Here is a 16,948-nt window from a genome sequence, read left to right as displayed (position 1 = left end):
TATTTCTTAATCTCCTAAAATTATCGAAGCTTTCTTCGGTACCAGTTTCTTATCAACTAACGTATTGGAGGAATTGGTATGACAAAGGTAGATACAGAATTCTCGTTTCAGGCAGTGCCACAAGTAAATCGGAATGGGTTTTGGAAAATTCTTGCGGTGATGCTCTCACTTAGCTTTTTCTCAGCGAGCATGTGGTCTGGAGGAACATTAGGAACTGGATTGTCGTTTATGCAGTTTTTATGGATTGTGTTAACAGGGAATCTTGTACTTGGGCTTTATACAGGTGCATTAGCTCATATTGCAGCAAAAACGGGGCTATCAACACATTTATTGACTCGATATGCATTTGGTGAAAAAGGTTCTTATTTATCTTCATTTTTACTAGCTTCAACTCAAGTAGGCTGGTTTGGTGTCGGTCTTGCGATGTTTGCAGTCCCTGTTGCAAAAGCGACTGGGGCCAATGTTTATCTGTTAATTGCGATTTTTGGATTGTTAATGACTGTATCATCCATTTTCGGGATGAAGACTTTGACAATTTTAGGAATTGTTGCTGTTCCTGCCATTGCGGTTTTCGGTAGTTATTCGATGTTTGATGCAGCTGATGTAGCTGGGGGGATTCAAGGATTGTTCGCTTATGAACCGACACAGGCAATAGGCCTTGCAGCAGCATTAACTATTTGTATCGGTTCATTTATTAGCGCTGGTACGCTTACACCCGACTTTGCTCGGTTTTCTAAGACATCGCGATCTGCTGTAATTGCTAATGTGATTGCATTCTTTCTTGGGAATTCGCTTATGTTTTTATTCGGTGCAGTCGGTGCTATGGCATATGGTAAATCTGATATATCAGATGTGATGTTTTTACAAGGGTTAATGATACCTGCTATTATTGTTCTTGGTTTGAATATTTGGACAACTAATGATAGTGCGTTATATGCTTCAGGTCTAGGATTTTCAAACATTACGAAATTACCAAAACATAAAGTTGTTGTTTTCAACGGAATTATTGGAACAATGGCAGCGATGTGGCTTTATAACAACTTTGTTGGATTCTTGACGATTTTAGGCTCCACATTGCCATCAATAGGAGCGATTATATTAGCAGACTATTTTTTACTAAAGCGCGGAAAATATCAACCATTCGAAACGATGAAATTTAAAGCGGTAAATTGGATCGCTATATTAGCATGGGTAGGTGGAGTAGCAATTGCTAATTTGGCACCAGGCATCCCACCAATTAATGCACTATTAGGATCTGCGATTATTTACGTAGTAATGATGAAATGTCTACCTCAACGGGAAGAAAAAGTGACAAATAAAATGTATGAAAAGGTGAGTTAATCCGTGATTATTAAAAACGCAAAACTTAGAGGAAAAGAAGGCCTTTGGCACTTAATTATACAAGATGGCAAAATAAATAAAATTACTCAAATACTCGAAGATGTTGATGGAGGAGAAATCATTGATGTTGATGGATCTCTTGTCCTGCCACCTTTTATTGAGCCGCATATCCATCTAGATACAACGTTAACAGCGGGTGAACCGGAGTGGAATAAAAGTGGCACCTTATTTGAAGGAATTCAAAGATGGGCGCAAAGAAAAGAAACGCTAACGATTGATGATGTAAAAACAAGATCAAAAACGGCTTTAAAATGGCAAATTGCTCAAGGTATTCAGCATGTCCGTACACATGTAGATGTAACAGATCCAGAATTAACGGCTTTAAAAGCAATGTTGGAAGTAAAGGAAGAAATGGCTCCCTATGTAGATCTTCAACTTGTTGCATTTCCACAAGAAGGCATCCTTTCATATCCTAATGGGGAAGAATTGATGGAGGAAGCATTGAAAATGGGCGCCGATGTTGTAGGCGGCATTCCTCATTTTGAATTTACAAGAGAATACGGAGTGGAGTCGTTAAAAATTGCTTTTGACCTCGCTGAAAAATATGATCGATTAGTTGACATCCATTGTGATGAAATTGATGATGAACAGTCACGATTTGTAGAAGTTGTAGCTGCGGAGGCCTACAAACGTGGATTAGGTACTCGCACAACAGCGAGCCATACAACGGCAATGGGCTCTTATAATGATGCATATACGTATAAATTATTCCGCTTATTAAAGCTTTCTTCCATTAATTTTGTATCAAATCCGCTTGTGAATATTCACCTTCAAGGAAGATTTGATACGTATCCAAAACGAAGAGGCCTAACAAGGGTAAAAGAGTTACAGGAAGCGGGTTTAAATATTTGCTTTGGCCACGATGACATATTTGACCCATGGTACCCACTTGGAACAGGGAACATGCTTCAAGTGTTGCATATGGGAATCCATGCTTCACAACTAATGGGCTATGAACAAATTGTAAATTCAATCGATTTAATCACTAGCAATAGTGCTAAAACGTTGCACATTGAAAAGGATTACGGAATCGAAGAAGGTAAACCAGCTAACTTCATCGTCTTGTCTGCAGAAAATGAATATGAGGCAATTCGCAAGCAAGCAACAGTTAGGTATTCCTTCAGAAACGGCAAGATTATTGCCGAAACAAAGCCAAGTGAAGCAACAATAACTTTGGATCAATTTGAAGAGAAGATTAATTTTAATAGATAGAAGACATTTAGGCACAACTTTAATAGGGTTGTGTCTTTTTTTATCCCACATTAAAGGGCAGAAAAACCCCTACCTCAAGAATTAAAGAGAAGCAAAGAAAGTAGGTGGCGGATAACTGCCGATAAGTATTGAATCAGGAGAGGGCTTTAAGGTTCGTATAAATCATTTAGATTTACTACGGTGAACCATATCATAAGTAAATGCTAAGTTTTTAACGGTATATTAAGTCTGTCCACTATCCTTAAATTCAGCAATGCAATGTTCCCATTCCTTTTACAATTCTGCTCGAGACACAAAAAAACCTCCTCAACTATCTAGTTGAAGAGATTATCTCATTGCTTCAATTTGGTTAGTAGCAGGAATCATTCGACGCTTACTATAAAATTAAAAATGAGGGTGCCCCTAAGAGCTTAACTAGGCAACCATACTATACAGTTCCAATTAAGTGTAAGTACAACTATGAACTGTGTATAGGGAGCACAATCAACCCTTAAGGCATCCTTATTTTTATTGATAACTATCAAATCTTATTTTGTATAGTTATCAAAATAACCTTGTATAAAGACAATAGGTGTACCTTTATCGCCGCTACCTGAAGTTAAATCGGATAGAGAACCGATCAGGTCAGTAAGTTTTCGAGGAGTAGTCCCTTGTGCTTCCATAGCACCGACAAGATCCGCATCTTTATTGTTAATGTATTGAGAGATCGCTTGTTTAAGTTCTTCACCTCTTAAATCAGCAAAGTTATTATCAGCAAGATATTTTAACTTTACTTCATTAGGTGTGCCATCAAGTCCTGATGTGTAAGCTGGTGATACGACTGGATCAGCCAGTTCCCATATCTTACCTACTGGATCTTTAAACGCTCCATCGCCATAAACCATAACTTCAACATCTTTGCCAGTTTTCTCTTTAAGCATTTGCTGAATTTTATCAACGATAGGTTGGCAATTACGTGGGAAAAGTTTAATACTATCTTCAGTTGCTTTATTAGATCCAAGCAACCCGTATGCTTCATTACATCCGCTGCCATCAATAGACTCCGATAAAATATTATCGAGGCTATAAATTTTTTCGCCGCCGTTTGCTTTTAAGATTCTCTTTGTTCTAAATCTTGTATGAATATCGCAAGTAAGGACACTCTTCGTGTAATCTAAGATTGTCTTTGCGTTGTTAGAGAAGATTACTTCGCATTCAACGCCGTATTCTTCAACTAGCGATTTATAATATTCAATATAATCAACACCAGTAAAAGGATGTTTATTATAGCCAAAATGATCACGGAATTGTTTTTCTGTTAAAACATCTGTCCAAGGGTTAATTCCCTTTTCATCAAGAACGTCTATATCAACTAAGTGATTTCCAACTTCATCAGATGGGTAGCTAAGCATTAAAACAATTTTTTTAGCCCCTTTTGCAATACCACGTAGCAAGTTTGAAAAACGATTACGACTTAAGATAGGAAAAATAACACCGACAGTATCTTCTCCGAATTTTGCTTGAACATCTTTAGCAATATGATCAATAGTCGCGTAATTCCCTTGAGCACGAGCTACGATTGATTCTGTTAATGTAACGATATCTTTATCATTAATGTTAAAACCTTCAACTTCTGCAGCTTTTAATACGCTATCTACAACGATTTCTTCTATATTGTCGCCTTGATTTATGATCGGACAACGAAGCCCTCTAACGACTGTTCCAACTATTCTTTCCAATATAATCTCCCCTTATCATTAGTAAAGTTAATTTATATTATGTCCCTTCTTGTACTATACATCGGTTTAGTGATATAAGTAAAATGAATATATCAAATGGTAGGTATAAGGGGTGGTTATATGATAAGTAAATTAGATTTGTATAAAGTATTTTGTAAGGTAGGAAAAAGTGAAAGCTTTTCTAAGGCAGCAAAAGATCTTTATATGACACAACCAGCTGTCAGTCAAGCAATTATGCAATTAGAAAGGGAATTAGATATACGTCTTTTTAATAGAACCCCAAAAGGTGTAACTTTAACAAATGGGGGTAGTCTTCTATTTGAGTATGTTCATTCTGCCATTAATTTAATTAATGTTGGGGAAGAAAAGATTTTAGAATTTAAGAATTTAACGACAGGGGAATTAAAAATCGGTGTAGGTGATACGATTTCTAGATATTTTTTACTTCCTTATTTAGAAGCTTTTCATACTAAATATCCTAATATTAAATTAAAGATTGTTAATGGTACAACATTAGAAATTTGTTCTATATTAAAATCAGGAGAGGTGGATATTGCAATTTGTAATTTTCCACTTGATGATCCTACATTAGAACTTATACCGTGTATTGATATCCATGATATTTTCGTTTGTGGGGAGAAATATAAGCATCTATTATCTAAGCCATTAAGCCTTAATGAAGTAGTAAAATTACCATTAATACTACTTGAGCCGAAATCTATTTCCAGAAAGTATGTAGAGGATTATATGATATCTAGAGGTATTAAGATTTCTTCAGAATTTGAATTAGGCTCACACGATTTATTATTGGAGTTTGCCAAAATAAATTTAGGGATTGCGTGTGTGACTAAGGAATTTTCCCAAGAATATTTAAATAATGGATTATTATATGAAGTTCAATTAATGGAGGAAATACCGAAGAGAAGTATTGGGGTCTGTTTTCTAAAAAGCGTGCCGCTATCACCAGCTTCAACAAAATTTGTTGAGATCATAGAAAGTAAATAAGCATAAGTGAATGTTCTAAAAGGAGCCGAGAAGTTCTGTTAGCGATTGTTTCAAACCTTTCGCGTATGCAGTAATACGCGAGGACTGGACTTTTTGAACAACCTCCTCTTTATTTGTATATCCCCCCCACTTCAAATTGTCGTTAGAAAATGAAGTGGTGGGTAGTTCAAACGCTCGCCACGTACATTGTAAGGATGTTGTACAGCATGCTGTCGATAAAAAACAAGATAAATTTTCATTTGACGTTTTGCCAGGTGTTCTTTATGATATGAAAGAAGAGAATGCCCGAGCTAAAACGGGAGAGGTTCATAGCTGATACCCTCTATAAAAAACTATGGATACATGACATTATGCCATGTCCATACTGGACATGGCTTTTTATATTTTATCCTTTTAGTTGGTATAGAATGATTAGCGGATTGCTCTTTTAAAACAGTGTCGGGAAACCATTTACAAGGGGGATTTTTTTATGTCTGGCCGAAGCAATGAAGAAGGTTTAAAGGATTTGACGTTATTAGGTAACCAACATACACAATATTCATTTGATTATGCACCGGAGGTATTAGAAGCAGTAGATAATCTTCATTCGAATCGTGATTATTTCGTGAAATTTAATTGTCCGGAGTTCACTAGTTTATGCCCACTGACACATCAGCCTGATTTTGCAACGATGTATATCTCCTACGTTCCAGATCAAAAAATTGTAGAGAGCAAATCACTAAAGTTATATCTATTCAGTTTTCGCAATCATGGTGATTTCCATGAAGATTGCGTTAATATTATTATGAACGATCTTATTAAATTACTTGACCCAAGATATATTGAAGTGTGGGGGAAATTCACACCACGTGGCGGAATTTCCATCGATCCATGGTGCAATTATGGGAAACCAGATACCAAGTACGAAGAGATGGCCCATTTTCGTTTGATGAATCATGATCTTTATCCTGAAAAAATAGATAATCGTTAAAGTAATGAATGGAAGTGGTCTAAGGATTATTTCCCTCTTAAACTGGGTAAACATATAGTAATTCAAGCATTTGTAAGTACGAAAATAAGGTATTCATGTGAGGTTGCTCATTTTCATTTAAAAACGGAAATTCTGCTGGATTTGTTTATTACCAGTGGAATTTCCATTTTTGTTTGTATGAGGATTAAAATTTTGCAATGATTAAACTTGTGTTCGTTTTCTTAAATGCATCGATGAGATTTTTATTTACGTTTTGATCTGTAATAATGTAATGAATTTTATCAAGTGATGCAATCCCAATTGTGACATTCTTACCAAATTTTGTGCTGTCAGCGGCAACATAAATTTCTTTAGATAATTCAATCATTTTTTTTCTCGTGTTTGCTTCTTCTAAATTATAATCAGAAATTCCTTTTTCGATCGTAATTCCACTGGTACAAATAAACGCTTTTACTATATTTAATTCGCTAAAATTAAATAAATAATCATAGGCTACTACAGACTGTTCATTATGTCTGACTTTTCCTCCGATGATAATCAGCTCGACATCACTATTTATTAGTTCTAATACAACAGGAATTGAATTCGTCACTACCGTTAGCTTCTTCTTATTTTTAATGTATTTTGCAATTTGATAGGTTGTCGAGCCACTATCTATAAAAATACAATCGCCGTCATAGATCAATTCGCTACATTTTTGTGCGATTACTTCTTTTTCATTTATATGACTGACCATGCGTTCGTCAATTGTAGATTCCCCAAATCTTGCTTCGATTAGTTTAACTCCACCATAAATTTTTTCGATTTTCCCTTGTTTTGTAAGCAGGTTTAGATCTCTACGAAGGGTATCAACAGAGATTTTTAGTTCTTCAGTTAACTCAGATATTTTGAGAACCTTTTTTACCATTAATAAATCAATAATTTTCTGTTGCCTTTCAACCGGAAACATATATTCACCTACTCAAAGTTATCATTTTTTAAAGCGGTATTAATTCTAGTGTACTGATATCCATTTATATATTCAATATATTTACATAAACAATAAGATAAGATAGTTATGAATGAAGTTTAAGTTATGCATAACTTGGTACTGAATTAGATAGAAATTATGCAATATTTACATAGTATTTACGTTAATCATTACTTTAATTTACATATAGTTTTTATACTAAGGTTGTGTTTAAGGAGGTGAACAGTTTGCTGAAATTACAAAATGTAAGCAAACAATTCGATAGAAAAGTAGTTTTAGATGACATAAATGTTGAAATTAAAACAGGTGAAATTGTTTCATTATTAGGTCCGAGCGGAAGTGGCAAAACGACATTATTAAATATTATTTTAGGATTAACCCAATTGGACCATGGCAGGATTATCTTTAATGATATGGATTTGAGCAATGTATCAATGAAGAATCGCGGATTCAATATCGTATTCCAAGATTATGCGCTTTTCCCTCATTTAAGTGCCTATGAAAATATTATATATGGTTTAAGAAATAAGAAGGGACTAGTATCAGAAACAGAACTGCAGGAGTATATTGATTTCTTAGAGTTAAAACCACATTTGGCTAAGAAAATCGGTGAGTTATCGGGTGGTCAGAAACAAAGGGTAGCTCTTGCAAGAACGTTAGTCATGAAACCAAAAATATTATTATTGGATGAGCCATTGAGTGCACTAGACGGGGTCATTAAAGAATCCATTAAACAACGTATTCAATCCATTGCTAGAGAATATAAGCTTACGACGATTATTGTAACGCATGATCCAGAAGAAGCATTAACATTGTCAGATAAAATCCTAATTATCAATCAGGGGAATATTTCTCAATTTGGAACACCTCAGGAAATCATTAATCAACCAAATAATGATTTTGTGAAAGAATTTATCCTTAAACAATTACAGATTAAGAGACAAAATATTTATAACTTATTTGGTGAAAAATATGCCTAATGTAAAAATAGAAATGCGAGTCATCTTCTTATCTATATTCTTGTTATTTACCGTCTTTCTATTATTGCCTCTTGGCACTTTATTTGTTCGCTCGTTTGAAACAGATCAAGGATTTGGTATCTCGAATTACCTTTCAATTCTGTCAAGCAAGGACTTAAATGAGGCATTTGGAAACAGTATAAAAATTTCTAGTATGACGGCTGTAATCACAACGATTCTAGCATTTACTCTTGCTTACGCCGTCAACTGTACAAGAATTTACCGCCCAATAAAAACGGTCATTAAAACGGGAATTCTAATCCCGATGTTACTTCCAACGATTACTTATGGATTTGCCATTATGTATTCATTTGGAAATCAGGGCTTACTAACTAAGATCTTTGGACGGAATTTATTTGAAATTTATGGATTTAATGGATTACTAATGGGCTATGTAATTTATACATTACCAGCAGCGTTTCTTCTTATTAATAATTCTTTTAAGTACATTGATAAAAAATTTATCATCGTTTCAAAGTTAATGGGTGATGGCTCGTTAAGAAGTTTCTTGAATACAATCGTACAGCCATTGTTGGGAACCTTAGGTGGAGCATTTGTTCTTTCCTTTATCTTGAGTTTTACGGATTTCGGAATACCTGCTTCAGTAGGTGGGACGTATTATGTTGTGGCGACTCAATTGTACCAAGTTATGCTTGGCTCCATTCCAGATTTTAATAATGGTGCTGTCATTGCCATACTGATGTTACTACCAGCGGTGTTTGGTGTATTACTACTGAATTATCTCGAAAAACTGAATTTTCATTATGACAAGTTTAGCAATATAGAGCTAATTCAACATAAATGTAGAGATATTTGTTTGGGGATCATTTCCTCGGCAATTATAGTGGCAATGCTCTCTGTTTTTGCCGTCATGTTTATTGCACCTTTCTTAAATAGTTTTCCTTACGATCTTACTTTCACATTGAAACATGTGTTAAGCATATTTCAATCAAGTAATTTAACAGATATCTATAAAAATTCATTACTAGTTGCTGTATTAACGGCTGTATTAGGTACGTTGGTCGCCTATTGCTCAGCCATTCTAAACGCTCGAACATCTTTAAGAGGGAAATCAACAATTGATATTGTTTCAATGATTACGAACACAGTCCCAGGTATGGTATTAGGTTTATCGTATTTACTGCTTTTTAATGGCAGTAGTTTAAAAGGGACATTCACAATTATCATACTATGTAATATTGTTCACTTCTTTACTACACCCTATTTAATGGCGAAAAATTCGCTGTCTAAAATGAACCCATCTTGGGAAACAACTGGAGAATTATTGGGGGATAGCTGGATAAGGACAGTCTATCGAGTGATTCTACCAAACTCAGCATCGACAGTGATTGAGATGTTTAGTTACTATTTTATCAATTCAATGGTTACAGTTAGCGGGATTATCTTTTTGGTTACAGCCCAAACTTCATTAGTCGCTAGCGAAATTAAGGAGCTACAGCATTTTGCTAAATTCAACGAAATATTTGTTTTATCTTTACTAATCTTTGTGACAAATTTATTCATTAAATTACTTTGTGATTATTTTCAAAAGAAACAATCAATAAATCGTTAAACATTGACTATTTAAAGTGGGGGAAAATGATGTTTAAAACCATTAAGGGAATTATGCTGTCTCTGTTTGCTTTAGGTTTAGTATTTGCATTAGTAGGTTGTAACAGTAATAAAGAGGATGGGTCAGAAAAGGTTGTTATTTATACAAATGGTGATGAAGAAGCAACCATGGCTATGGAAAGTGCATTAAAGAACGCTGGATACGAAGGAAAGTATGTTCTCCAGTCTTTAGGAACATCTGAATTAGGTGGAAAGCTTATGGCAGAGGGAGACCAAATTGAAGCCAATTTAGTCACCATGAGCTCTTATTTCCTAGAAAGTGCTCAAGAAAAACATTCGATGTTTACAGACTTAACTTTTGAAACTCATGCATTAGAACAATATACACCATTTTATACACCCATTTTAGCTATCACAGGTTCAATTTTTGTAAATACAGAAGTAATTAAACAAAAAGGCTTAACAATGCCAACAACTATTAAAGATTTAACGAAACCAGAATATAAAGGTTTAGTGTCAATTCCAAATATTATGGACTCTTCAACAGGTTGGTTATTAGTTCAAGCAGTTATTAGTCAATATGGCGAGGAAGAGGGAAAATCCATTCTTCATGATTTAATTGCAAATAGTGGCCCACATCTTGAAAGTTCAGGTTCAGGTCCAATTAAGAAAGTACAAGCTGGGGAAGTAGCGGCTGGTTTTGGACTTCGTCATCAAGTGGTAGCAGCTAAAGAATCAGGTGCACCAATTGATTATATTGATCCAATTGAAGGGAATTTTTCTCTTACAGAATCAATTGCAGTTGTGAAAAAAGACGACGAAACGACGAAGCTAGCAATGAAAATGGCCGAAGTAATTATCAAAGATGCTAGAAAAGATCTATTGAAATACTATCCAGTAGCACTTTATGAAGGTGAAACGGTTTCTGATACTCACAAACCGACATACTCTATGAAATTTGAAAAACCACTAACAGTTGAACTATTAAAGCAACACCAACAATTTTTCAATGAAGCAAAATAGTTAAAAAGGGAGTGAAGGGAATATGAAAAACTATAAACTTTTAACACCAGGTCCATTAACTACCACAATTGCAGTAAAAGAGGAAATGCTCTTTGATCGTTGTACTTGGGATCATGACTATAAAGAAATCACACAAAAAATAAGAGCTCAACTTCTTGAATTCGCAGGTGCTACTAGAGAAGAGTATACAGCAGTACTCATGCAAGGAAGTGGTACGTTTGCCGTTGAATCTGTGATGACTTCTACCATTTCGCAACAGGATAAGGTTTTGATCGTAACGAACGGCGCATATGGCGAGCGTGTTGTAAAAATGGCCCAATACATCGGACTAAACTTTAGGGAATATAGTGTAGCGTACAATGAATATCCAAATGAAGTGGAAATCAGGGACATTTTAGAAGAAGATCAGGAAATTACGCATATCGTTATGGTACATTGTGAAACAACGACAGGCATTTTAAATCCAATCGACATGATTTCAAAGCTGTCGAAGGAGTATGGAAAAACATTAATTATTGATGCTATGAGTAGTTTTGGAGGAATGGAAATGAATGTTCCTGAACTAGGAATTGACTATTTAATTAGCAGTGCAAATAAATGTATTCAGGGTGTTCCAGGATTCGGATTTGTCATTGCTAAATTAGAGAAACTTAAAGCATGTGAAGGGCATGCCCGGAGTTTGTCACTAGATTTATTTGACCAATGGAAGAAAATGGATCAATATGGAAAATGGCGCTACACTTCGCCAACACATGTAGTGGCTGCATTTTCTAAAGCAATTGATGAATTAGTAGAAGAAGGCGGTATTTCAGCTAGATTTACTCGCTATCAAAATAATAATCAGATTTTAAGAGAGAGACTTGAAAAAGTAGGGATTCATGCCTATATTTCAGCTGAAAAACAATCACCCATCATTACAACATTTCTTTTTCCAAATGAACAATTCAACTTTGTAGACTTTTATTCTTTTGTGAAAGAGAGAGGGTATGTCATCTATCCAGGGAAACTAACGGACGTAGATACATTCCGAATTGGAAATATCGGTGAAATCTATGAAGAAGATATTCAGGAATTATGCAATATTATCGAAGAATATATGGGAGTGGTGGCAAAATGAATAAAATAGAAGGCGTAATATTGGATTGGGCTGGAACAACAGTTGATTTTGGATGTTTTGCACCAGTGAATGTATTTGTTGATATTTTTAAGAATGCGGGTATTGACGTAACGATGGAGGAAGCAAGAGCCCCAATGGGGATGCTGAAAATTGACCATATTCGTACGATGTTGTCCATGCCTAGAATATCTGCTTTATGGGAAGAAAAACTTGGGCGAATATTTAATGAACAGGATGTAAAGAATTTGTATGCTGAATTTGAACCTGCACTTATGGCTTCATTATCAGAGTATACAGATCCCATTCCCAAGGTGATTGAGACTGTTGAGGTATTGAGAAATCAAGGGCTAAAGATTGGTTCAACAACAGGATATACAAATCTTATGATGGATGTCGTCGTTCCTAATGCTTTGAAAAAGGGCTACAGCCCGGATTGTTATATTACCCCTGATGAAACAAATTCTCTTGGAAGGCCGTATCCGTATATGATTTATCGAAATATGGAGCTACTTAAACTATCAGCATCATGGAAGGTAGTAAAAGTAGGTGATACCATTTCAGATATTAAAGAGGGAGTCCATGCAGGAGTTTGGTCAATTGGTGTTATAATCGGCAGCTCTGAAATGGGATTAAGCTTCGATGAATTTAATAGTTTATCAGAATCTGATAAAGAAGCTGTCACCTTTAAGGTAGAACACTCTTTCATGCAAAACGGGGCAGATTTTACGATTAAAACAATGAGTGAACTTCCCGAACTAATAGAAAGAATTAATGGTCTTATTTCAGAAGGTAAGCGACCTAACGCAAGATAAACAATTTAGCCAGATACGAATAGAATGATTGAACCAGTTACACTCTAAAGTATTCCAAAAGACAACTTTTAAGGAAATAGAAAGATAAAAGGTTAGTCAGGGAGAGCAACAAAAGAACCAACTAGTCAAGCTAAATAGGGAAAGAATAAGTAAGAAAGACCATACCCCCCTTGAGAATATGTCCATTCTTAAGGGGAGATGGTCTTTCTTACTTTTTAAATAGTAAATACATAAAATAAGGCGCACCGATTAACGAAACCATAATGCCTGCAGGAATACCATCAGGGTCAACTACATTACGTCCGATTGTGTCTGCAAGTAATAATAACCAGCCCCCAATTAGAATTGCCACGGGGATAAATAATTGATTTCGAGGGCCAACTAAGGCTTTGGCAATATGTGGAGCCATAAGGCCGATAAATGCAATTCCTCCTGTTACAGAAACGGCCGAAGCAGCCAGCGCAACGGCTGTTAAAAGCAACACGATACGTTCTTTTTCGATAGAAACTCCAACACCGATTGCCACTGGCTCACTTAATCCAAGAATATTCAAGCGATTTGCTTTGTATAAAGTAAATGGGATAAGTATGGCTAACCATGGAAGAATCGCCCATATGAAAGGCCAATCAGTACCCCAAATATTCCCTGCGAGCCATTTTGCAATAAAATCTACTTTTGAACGTTCAGCAGATGAAATGAGGACAATCATAATCCCGGAAAGTGCCATGGAAAATCCAACGCCGATTAGAACTAATCGAACTGGTTGAAGGCCTGTATGTCTGTTATATGAAAAAACATAGATCAGACATGCAGTGATTAAAGCACCGATAAAAGCAACAAGTGGAAGCAAATAAACAAATGAACCTGCTTCTATAGGGAAAAATAAAAAGAAAACGGCAATTGCAACACCTGCTCCTGAGTTAATCCCGATAATACCAGGATCAGCTAGGTCATTTCGTGTAATCCCTTGTAAAATTGCACCAGATAAGGCAAGTGCCATCCCTGCCAAAAGTGTAATAATGATTCGGGGGAATCGAACTGAAAATAAAACAAATTCCTCTTTAAACGTACCTTGACCTAGAAAGGTTGGAAGCAATCTGTCATAGGATAAAGAGGAATATCCTAGCCCTAACCCAATAATGGTTGTAATCGTAATAAGTACTAATAAAGCGAATAAAATTAGTCGCTGCTTTTTTATTAAAGCTGGTTGAATCATGAGAATGCTTTACCTCCTTTACGTACAATTAATAGGAAGAAAGGTAAACCTATCATCGCAACAATGGCTGCCACAGGGGTTTCATATGGAGCATTGATTATACGTCCAAGTGTGTCAGCAAAAAGCATAAAGGTGGCCCCTAGGATGGCTGACATGGGTATGATAAAGCGGTAGTCCGTTCCGACAATTGCACGGACCATATGTGGTACCATTAAACCAATGAATGCCATATTGCCTACAAGTGCAACAGCAGCACCAGCAAGAAGTACAATGACAAGAAAAAGAATGGACTTTATTTGTGCTGTCTTTTGGCCTAATCCAACCGCTACTTCTTCACTTAAACTAATAATGGTGAGCTGTCTGGAAAGGAACAAGGAAATAAGTATACCTACAGAAATAAATGGAACAATGACTTGAAGTTGATTCCATGAAGTTCCAATCATTCCCCCGGCAGTCCACATGGACACATCTTTTGATAGTTTAAAGTAAATGCCAATACCTTCTGCAATTGCGTATAAGAATGCAGAAACAGCAGCACCAGCTAATACAATCCGAAGTGGAGAAAAGCCTCCCTTTTTCATTGCCCCAATACCGAAAACCATAGCGGCTCCGACTGCTGCTCCAATAAAACATGCAATCATCAAACTAAAGTAATTGGCTGAGGGAATAAATGCCAAAGTAAAGGCAAGTGCCGCATTTGCACCAGCGGTTAATCCGAATAAACCTGGATCAGCAAGTGGGTTTCTCGTCATTCCTTGCATAATAGCCCCAGCGACGGCAAGTGCGGCTCCAACAAAAATTGCTGCAATTTCACGTGGTAAGCGAATCTCACGAATGATAGAAGTTTTATCATCTGTAACATGAGAAGTAAGCGCTAGCCAGACATCGTGAATGGCGATATTTGCTGCTCCAAATATTATGGAAACAATAAACATACCTAAAAACAAAAGGAAACCTATTATCAGTTTATATCCAAATGGAATGAATTTTTTATTATTTATAGTCATGAGCCTCTCATCTTTTCATTTTTATTTAACATGTTCTTATTTAAAGTAAAGAGGAATTCTTAATAAGAATTCCTCTTTACTTTAAGTATTAGTTACCAAGAAAGCTTTTTATAAAGTAGTCAAGTTGGAAATCTAATGTTATTGGATCGTTAAAATAGAACTCTTTCGCATTTACTTCAAATAGATGATGGTTTTTAACAGCTGGAATGTTTTTATATGTCTCTGTTTCTTGGAATGAATTATCCTGATCAGAGTCTTTACTAAAGATGACATAATCTCCAGCATACTCCGGAAGAACTTCTAGCGACAATGCAAAGTACCCATCCTTTAAAGCCATTTCTTTTACTTTTTCAGGCATTTTTAATTTCATTTCTTGGTAAAGAATTTCTGTGCCACGGCCCCAGTTATCGCCGAATACATAAAGCTGTTTGTCAAAATTCTCAATGACAGAAACAGTAGTGTCTGCACCGATTTTTGCTTTAATGTCTTCCCCAGCATTATGTGCACGTTTTTTGAAATCATCAACCCAAGCTTGGGCTTCTTTTTCCTTATTTAAAAGTTTCCCGATTTCTAAATGTTGTGTTAAGTAATCTACTTTTCCGTATGTATATGTGACAGTAGGAGCAATCTCACTTAATTTATTAATATTTTTAATCGTTGATAGACCGATGATTAAATCTGGATTTAATTCAATAATCTTTTCTAAGCTTTCATCAGATACCTCTTCAACATCTTTTAATTCCTTTTCAAAACGGGGGTTCATTTTAGACCATGAATCTACACCAACAAGATTCACGTCTAAAGCCATCACGTTACCTGTAAAGCTGGAAAGTACAACAACACGTTTTGGATTAGCAGGAACTTCAATTGGTCCATTTTCAGATTGGTATGTAATTGTTTCTGACTTTTCCTCTTTTTTTGCTGTGCTCTCTTTCTTTTCATTCCCCTCGTTACTACAAGCACTAATAATTAGCACTAGCAGTAGAGTAAATGGGATTAGGAACTTTTTCATTTTCATAGTCTCCTTTTAATAAGTTGTATGTGACACACATAGGTTTGTTAGTTCTAGGATCCCGTCCAATTTCTGCGTCAATATGAAAGACCTTTTTTAAAACGTTATGATTAATAACTTCTTCGCAATTCCCGGCTTTCACAATTTCGCCATCTTTTAAAGCAATAATATAGTCAGCAAACCGAGCTGCTTGATTTAAATCATGTAGGACCATGACAATCGTACGTTCCTGTTCAATATTTAGTTTTTGCAAAAGCTCTAGAACCTCTAGTTGATGAGCCATATCTAGATAAGTTGTAGGTTCATCTAGAAAAATCATTTCGGTTTCTTGTGCAAGAGCCATAGCGATCCAAACACGTTGACGTTGTCCTCCTGATAGTGCATCTACAGGGCGGAACTTAAAGTCTTTCGTACCTGTGACTTCAAGTGCCCAGTCAATGACTTCATAATCTTTTTTTGACAAGCGGCCGAAGCCTTTTTGATAAGGAAAGCGACCATAAGATACTAGTTCACCGACTGTTAATCCACTTGCACTTTCGGGCGTTTGTGGAAGGATTGCCATTTTTTTTGCAAGTATTTTTGTGCTCTCTTTTGAAATATTTTCTCCATCTAATACGACTGCTCCAGATTGATGGGAAATAATACGAGTAATAGCTTTCAATAGTGTTGATTTGCCACACCCATTGGAACCAATGATAGTAGTGATTTTTTTATCTGGAATTTCTATATTGAGATTTTTTACAATTAACCGTTCACCATAACCAATGTTTAGGTCATCTGTATATAGGCGTGCCATGGTGCAACCCCCTTTTGGAACATTTAAGCTTTATGTAGTGATAATGATTATCAGTTTCAAACACATTCTTAATATAAATCTATACAATTCTGCTGTCA

Annotated in this window: 16 protein-coding genes and 1 riboswitch; of the genes, 10 read left to right on the top strand and 6 right to left on the bottom strand. The window is 35.8% G+C overall.

Going from position 1 to position 16,948, the window contains the following annotated elements; genetic code table 11:
* Positions 1-78 precede the first annotated feature (78 nt).
* Both codB and AC625_RS23425 read left to right on the top strand, forming a co-directional pair.
* Entirely contained in the window at positions 79-1,341 is a 1,263-nt protein-coding gene (codB, locus tag AC625_RS23430; protein ID WP_049683461.1) for a cytosine permease, read from the top strand.
* Between the two features lie 3 nt (positions 1,342-1,344).
* A complete protein-coding gene (locus AC625_RS23425; RefSeq protein ID WP_049683460.1) occupies positions 1,345-2,613 on the top strand; it encodes a cytosine deaminase in 1,269 nt (422 codons plus the stop codon).
* Positions 2,614-3,140: 527 nt separating this feature from the next.
* Here AC625_RS23425 and AC625_RS23420 read toward each other — a convergent pair.
* Complete coding sequence (locus AC625_RS23420) at positions 3,141-4,331, bottom strand: coenzyme F420-0:L-glutamate ligase (protein ID WP_049683459.1); 1,191 nt, start codon at positions 4,329-4,331, stop codon at positions 3,141-3,143.
* Positions 4,332-4,451: 120 nt separating this feature from the next.
* On the opposite strand from AC625_RS23420, the gene AC625_RS23415 reads away from it, so the two are divergent.
* The 3 genes from AC625_RS23415 to queF all read left to right on the top strand — a co-directional run bounded on the left by AC625_RS23415 (position 4,452) and on the right by queF (position 6,306).
* On the top strand, positions 4,452-5,336 hold the full coding sequence (locus tag AC625_RS23415; protein WP_049683458.1) for a LysR family transcriptional regulator: 885 nt from the start codon (positions 4,452-4,454) through the stop codon (positions 5,334-5,336).
* A 157-nt stretch (positions 5,337-5,493) separates the two neighbouring features.
* Positions 5,494-5,652 (top strand): hypothetical protein, encoded by a 159-nt coding sequence (locus AC625_RS27085; RefSeq protein WP_180320139.1) that lies wholly within the window; start codon positions 5,494-5,496, stop codon positions 5,650-5,652.
* A riboswitch (PreQ1 riboswitch) is annotated at positions 5,632-5,678 on the top strand. (Overlaps the previous gene by 21 nt.)
* 127 nt (positions 5,679-5,805) lie before the next feature.
* Positions 5,806-6,306 carry a preQ(1) synthase gene (gene queF / locus AC625_RS23410; RefSeq protein ID WP_049683457.1) on the top strand — a complete coding sequence of 167 codons (501 nt, stop codon included), beginning with the start codon at positions 5,806-5,808 and terminating at the stop codon, positions 6,304-6,306.
* Between the two features lie 184 nt (positions 6,307-6,490).
* Here queF and AC625_RS23405 read toward each other — a convergent pair whose 3' ends face one another.
* Positions 6,491-7,255, bottom strand: a complete 765-nt coding sequence (locus tag AC625_RS23405; protein ID WP_049683456.1) for a DeoR/GlpR family DNA-binding transcription regulator — start codon at positions 7,253-7,255, stop codon at positions 6,491-6,493.
* A gap of 248 nt (positions 7,256-7,503) precedes the next feature.
* On the opposite strand from AC625_RS23405, the gene AC625_RS23400 reads away from it, so the two are divergent.
* Genes AC625_RS23400 through phnX form a run of 5 tightly spaced genes read left to right on the top strand, consistent with a single transcriptional unit; the run spans position 7,504 to position 12,819 of the window.
* On the top strand, positions 7,504-8,256 hold the full coding sequence (locus AC625_RS23400) for an ABC transporter ATP-binding protein (RefSeq protein ID WP_049683455.1): 753 nt from the start codon (positions 7,504-7,506) through the stop codon (positions 8,254-8,256).
* A complete protein-coding gene (locus AC625_RS23395; protein WP_049683454.1) occupies positions 8,249-9,868 on the top strand; it encodes an ABC transporter permease subunit in 1,620 nt (539 codons plus the stop codon). Before AC625_RS23400 ends, AC625_RS23395 begins: the two co-directional genes overlap by 8 nt.
* Before the next feature lie 29 nt (positions 9,869-9,897).
* Positions 9,898-10,890, top strand: a complete 993-nt coding sequence (locus AC625_RS23390; RefSeq protein ID WP_049683453.1) for an extracellular solute-binding protein — start codon at positions 9,898-9,900, stop codon at positions 10,888-10,890.
* Positions 10,891-10,912: 22 nt separating this feature from the next.
* Positions 10,913-12,007, top strand: coding sequence for a 2-aminoethylphosphonate--pyruvate transaminase (phnW, locus tag AC625_RS23385; protein ID WP_049683452.1), 1,095 nt, complete (start codon positions 10,913-10,915; stop codon positions 12,005-12,007).
* Positions 12,004-12,819 carry a phosphonoacetaldehyde hydrolase gene (gene phnX / locus AC625_RS23380; protein WP_049683451.1) on the top strand — a complete coding sequence of 272 codons (816 nt, stop codon included), beginning with the start codon at positions 12,004-12,006 and terminating at the stop codon, positions 12,817-12,819. Before phnW ends, phnX begins: the two co-directional genes overlap by 4 nt.
* A 208-nt stretch (positions 12,820-13,027) precedes the next feature.
* On the opposite strand, the gene AC625_RS23375 is transcribed toward phnX, so the two are convergent.
* The 4 genes from AC625_RS23375 to AC625_RS23360 all read right to left on the bottom strand — a co-directional run bounded on the left by AC625_RS23375 (position 13,028) and on the right by AC625_RS23360 (position 16,850).
* Positions 13,028-14,035 (bottom strand): FecCD family ABC transporter permease, encoded by a 1,008-nt coding sequence (locus AC625_RS23375; protein ID WP_049683450.1) that lies wholly within the window; start codon positions 14,033-14,035, stop codon positions 13,028-13,030.
* Complete coding sequence (locus AC625_RS23370) at positions 14,032-15,042, bottom strand: FecCD family ABC transporter permease (RefSeq protein WP_049683449.1); 1,011 nt, start codon at positions 15,040-15,042, stop codon at positions 14,032-14,034. The genes AC625_RS23375 and AC625_RS23370 overlap by 4 nt, the downstream gene beginning before the upstream one ends.
* A gap of 88 nt (positions 15,043-15,130) precedes the next feature.
* The gene (locus AC625_RS23365; protein WP_049683448.1) at positions 15,131-16,054 is read right to left on the bottom strand and encodes an iron-hydroxamate ABC transporter substrate-binding protein; all 924 of its coding nucleotides are present in this window, start codon (positions 16,052-16,054) and stop codon (positions 15,131-15,133) included.
* On the bottom strand, positions 16,005-16,850 hold the full coding sequence (locus AC625_RS23360; protein ID WP_049683447.1) for an ABC transporter ATP-binding protein: 846 nt from the start codon (positions 16,848-16,850) through the stop codon (positions 16,005-16,007). The genes AC625_RS23365 and AC625_RS23360 overlap by 50 nt, the downstream gene beginning before the upstream one ends.
* Positions 16,851-16,948: the final 98 nt, after the last annotated feature.

Source organism: Peribacillus loiseleuriae (assembly GCF_001183985.1).
GTDB classification, from domain to species: Bacteria; Bacillota; Bacilli; order Bacillales; family DSM-1321; genus Peribacillus; species Peribacillus loiseleuriae.
Note: the sequence above shows the minus strand (reverse complement) of the source record. Positions and strands in the feature narration are given on the sequence as shown.

What these genes read in the sequence shown, in the direction of transcription:
- codB (WP_049683461.1), top strand. Translation starts at nt 79, where the DNA reads ATGACAAAGGTAGATACAGAATTCTCGTTTCAGGCAGTGCCACAAGTA.
- AC625_RS23415 (WP_049683458.1), top strand. Translation starts at nt 4,452, where the DNA reads ATGATAAGTAAATTAGATTTGTATAAAGTATTTTGTAAGGTAGGAAAA.
- queF (WP_049683457.1), top strand. Translation starts at nt 5,806, where the DNA reads ATGTCTGGCCGAAGCAATGAAGAAGGTTTAAAGGATTTGACGTTATTA.
- AC625_RS23405 (WP_049683456.1), bottom strand. Translation starts at nt 7,255, where the DNA reads ATGTTTCCGGTTGAAAGGCAACAGAAAATTATTGATTTATTAATGGTA.
- AC625_RS23395 (WP_049683454.1), top strand. Translation starts at nt 8,249, where the DNA reads ATGCCTAATGTAAAAATAGAAATGCGAGTCATCTTCTTATCTATATTC.
- AC625_RS23390 (WP_049683453.1), top strand. Translation starts at nt 9,898, where the DNA reads ATGTTTAAAACCATTAAGGGAATTATGCTGTCTCTGTTTGCTTTAGGT.
- phnW (WP_049683452.1), top strand. Translation starts at nt 10,913, where the DNA reads ATGAAAAACTATAAACTTTTAACACCAGGTCCATTAACTACCACAATT.
- phnX (WP_049683451.1), top strand. Translation starts at nt 12,004, where the DNA reads ATGAATAAAATAGAAGGCGTAATATTGGATTGGGCTGGAACAACAGTT.
- AC625_RS23375 (WP_049683450.1), bottom strand. Translation starts at nt 14,035, where the DNA reads ATGATTCAACCAGCTTTAATAAAAAAGCAGCGACTAATTTTATTCGCT.
- AC625_RS23370 (WP_049683449.1), bottom strand. Translation starts at nt 15,042, where the DNA reads ATGACTATAAATAATAAAAAATTCATTCCATTTGGATATAAACTGATA.
- AC625_RS23365 (WP_049683448.1), bottom strand. Translation starts at nt 16,054, where the DNA reads ATGAAAAAGTTCCTAATCCCATTTACTCTACTGCTAGTGCTAATTATT.
- AC625_RS23360 (WP_049683447.1), bottom strand. Translation starts at nt 16,850, where the DNA reads ATGGCACGCCTATATACAGATGACCTAAACATTGGTTATGGTGAACGG.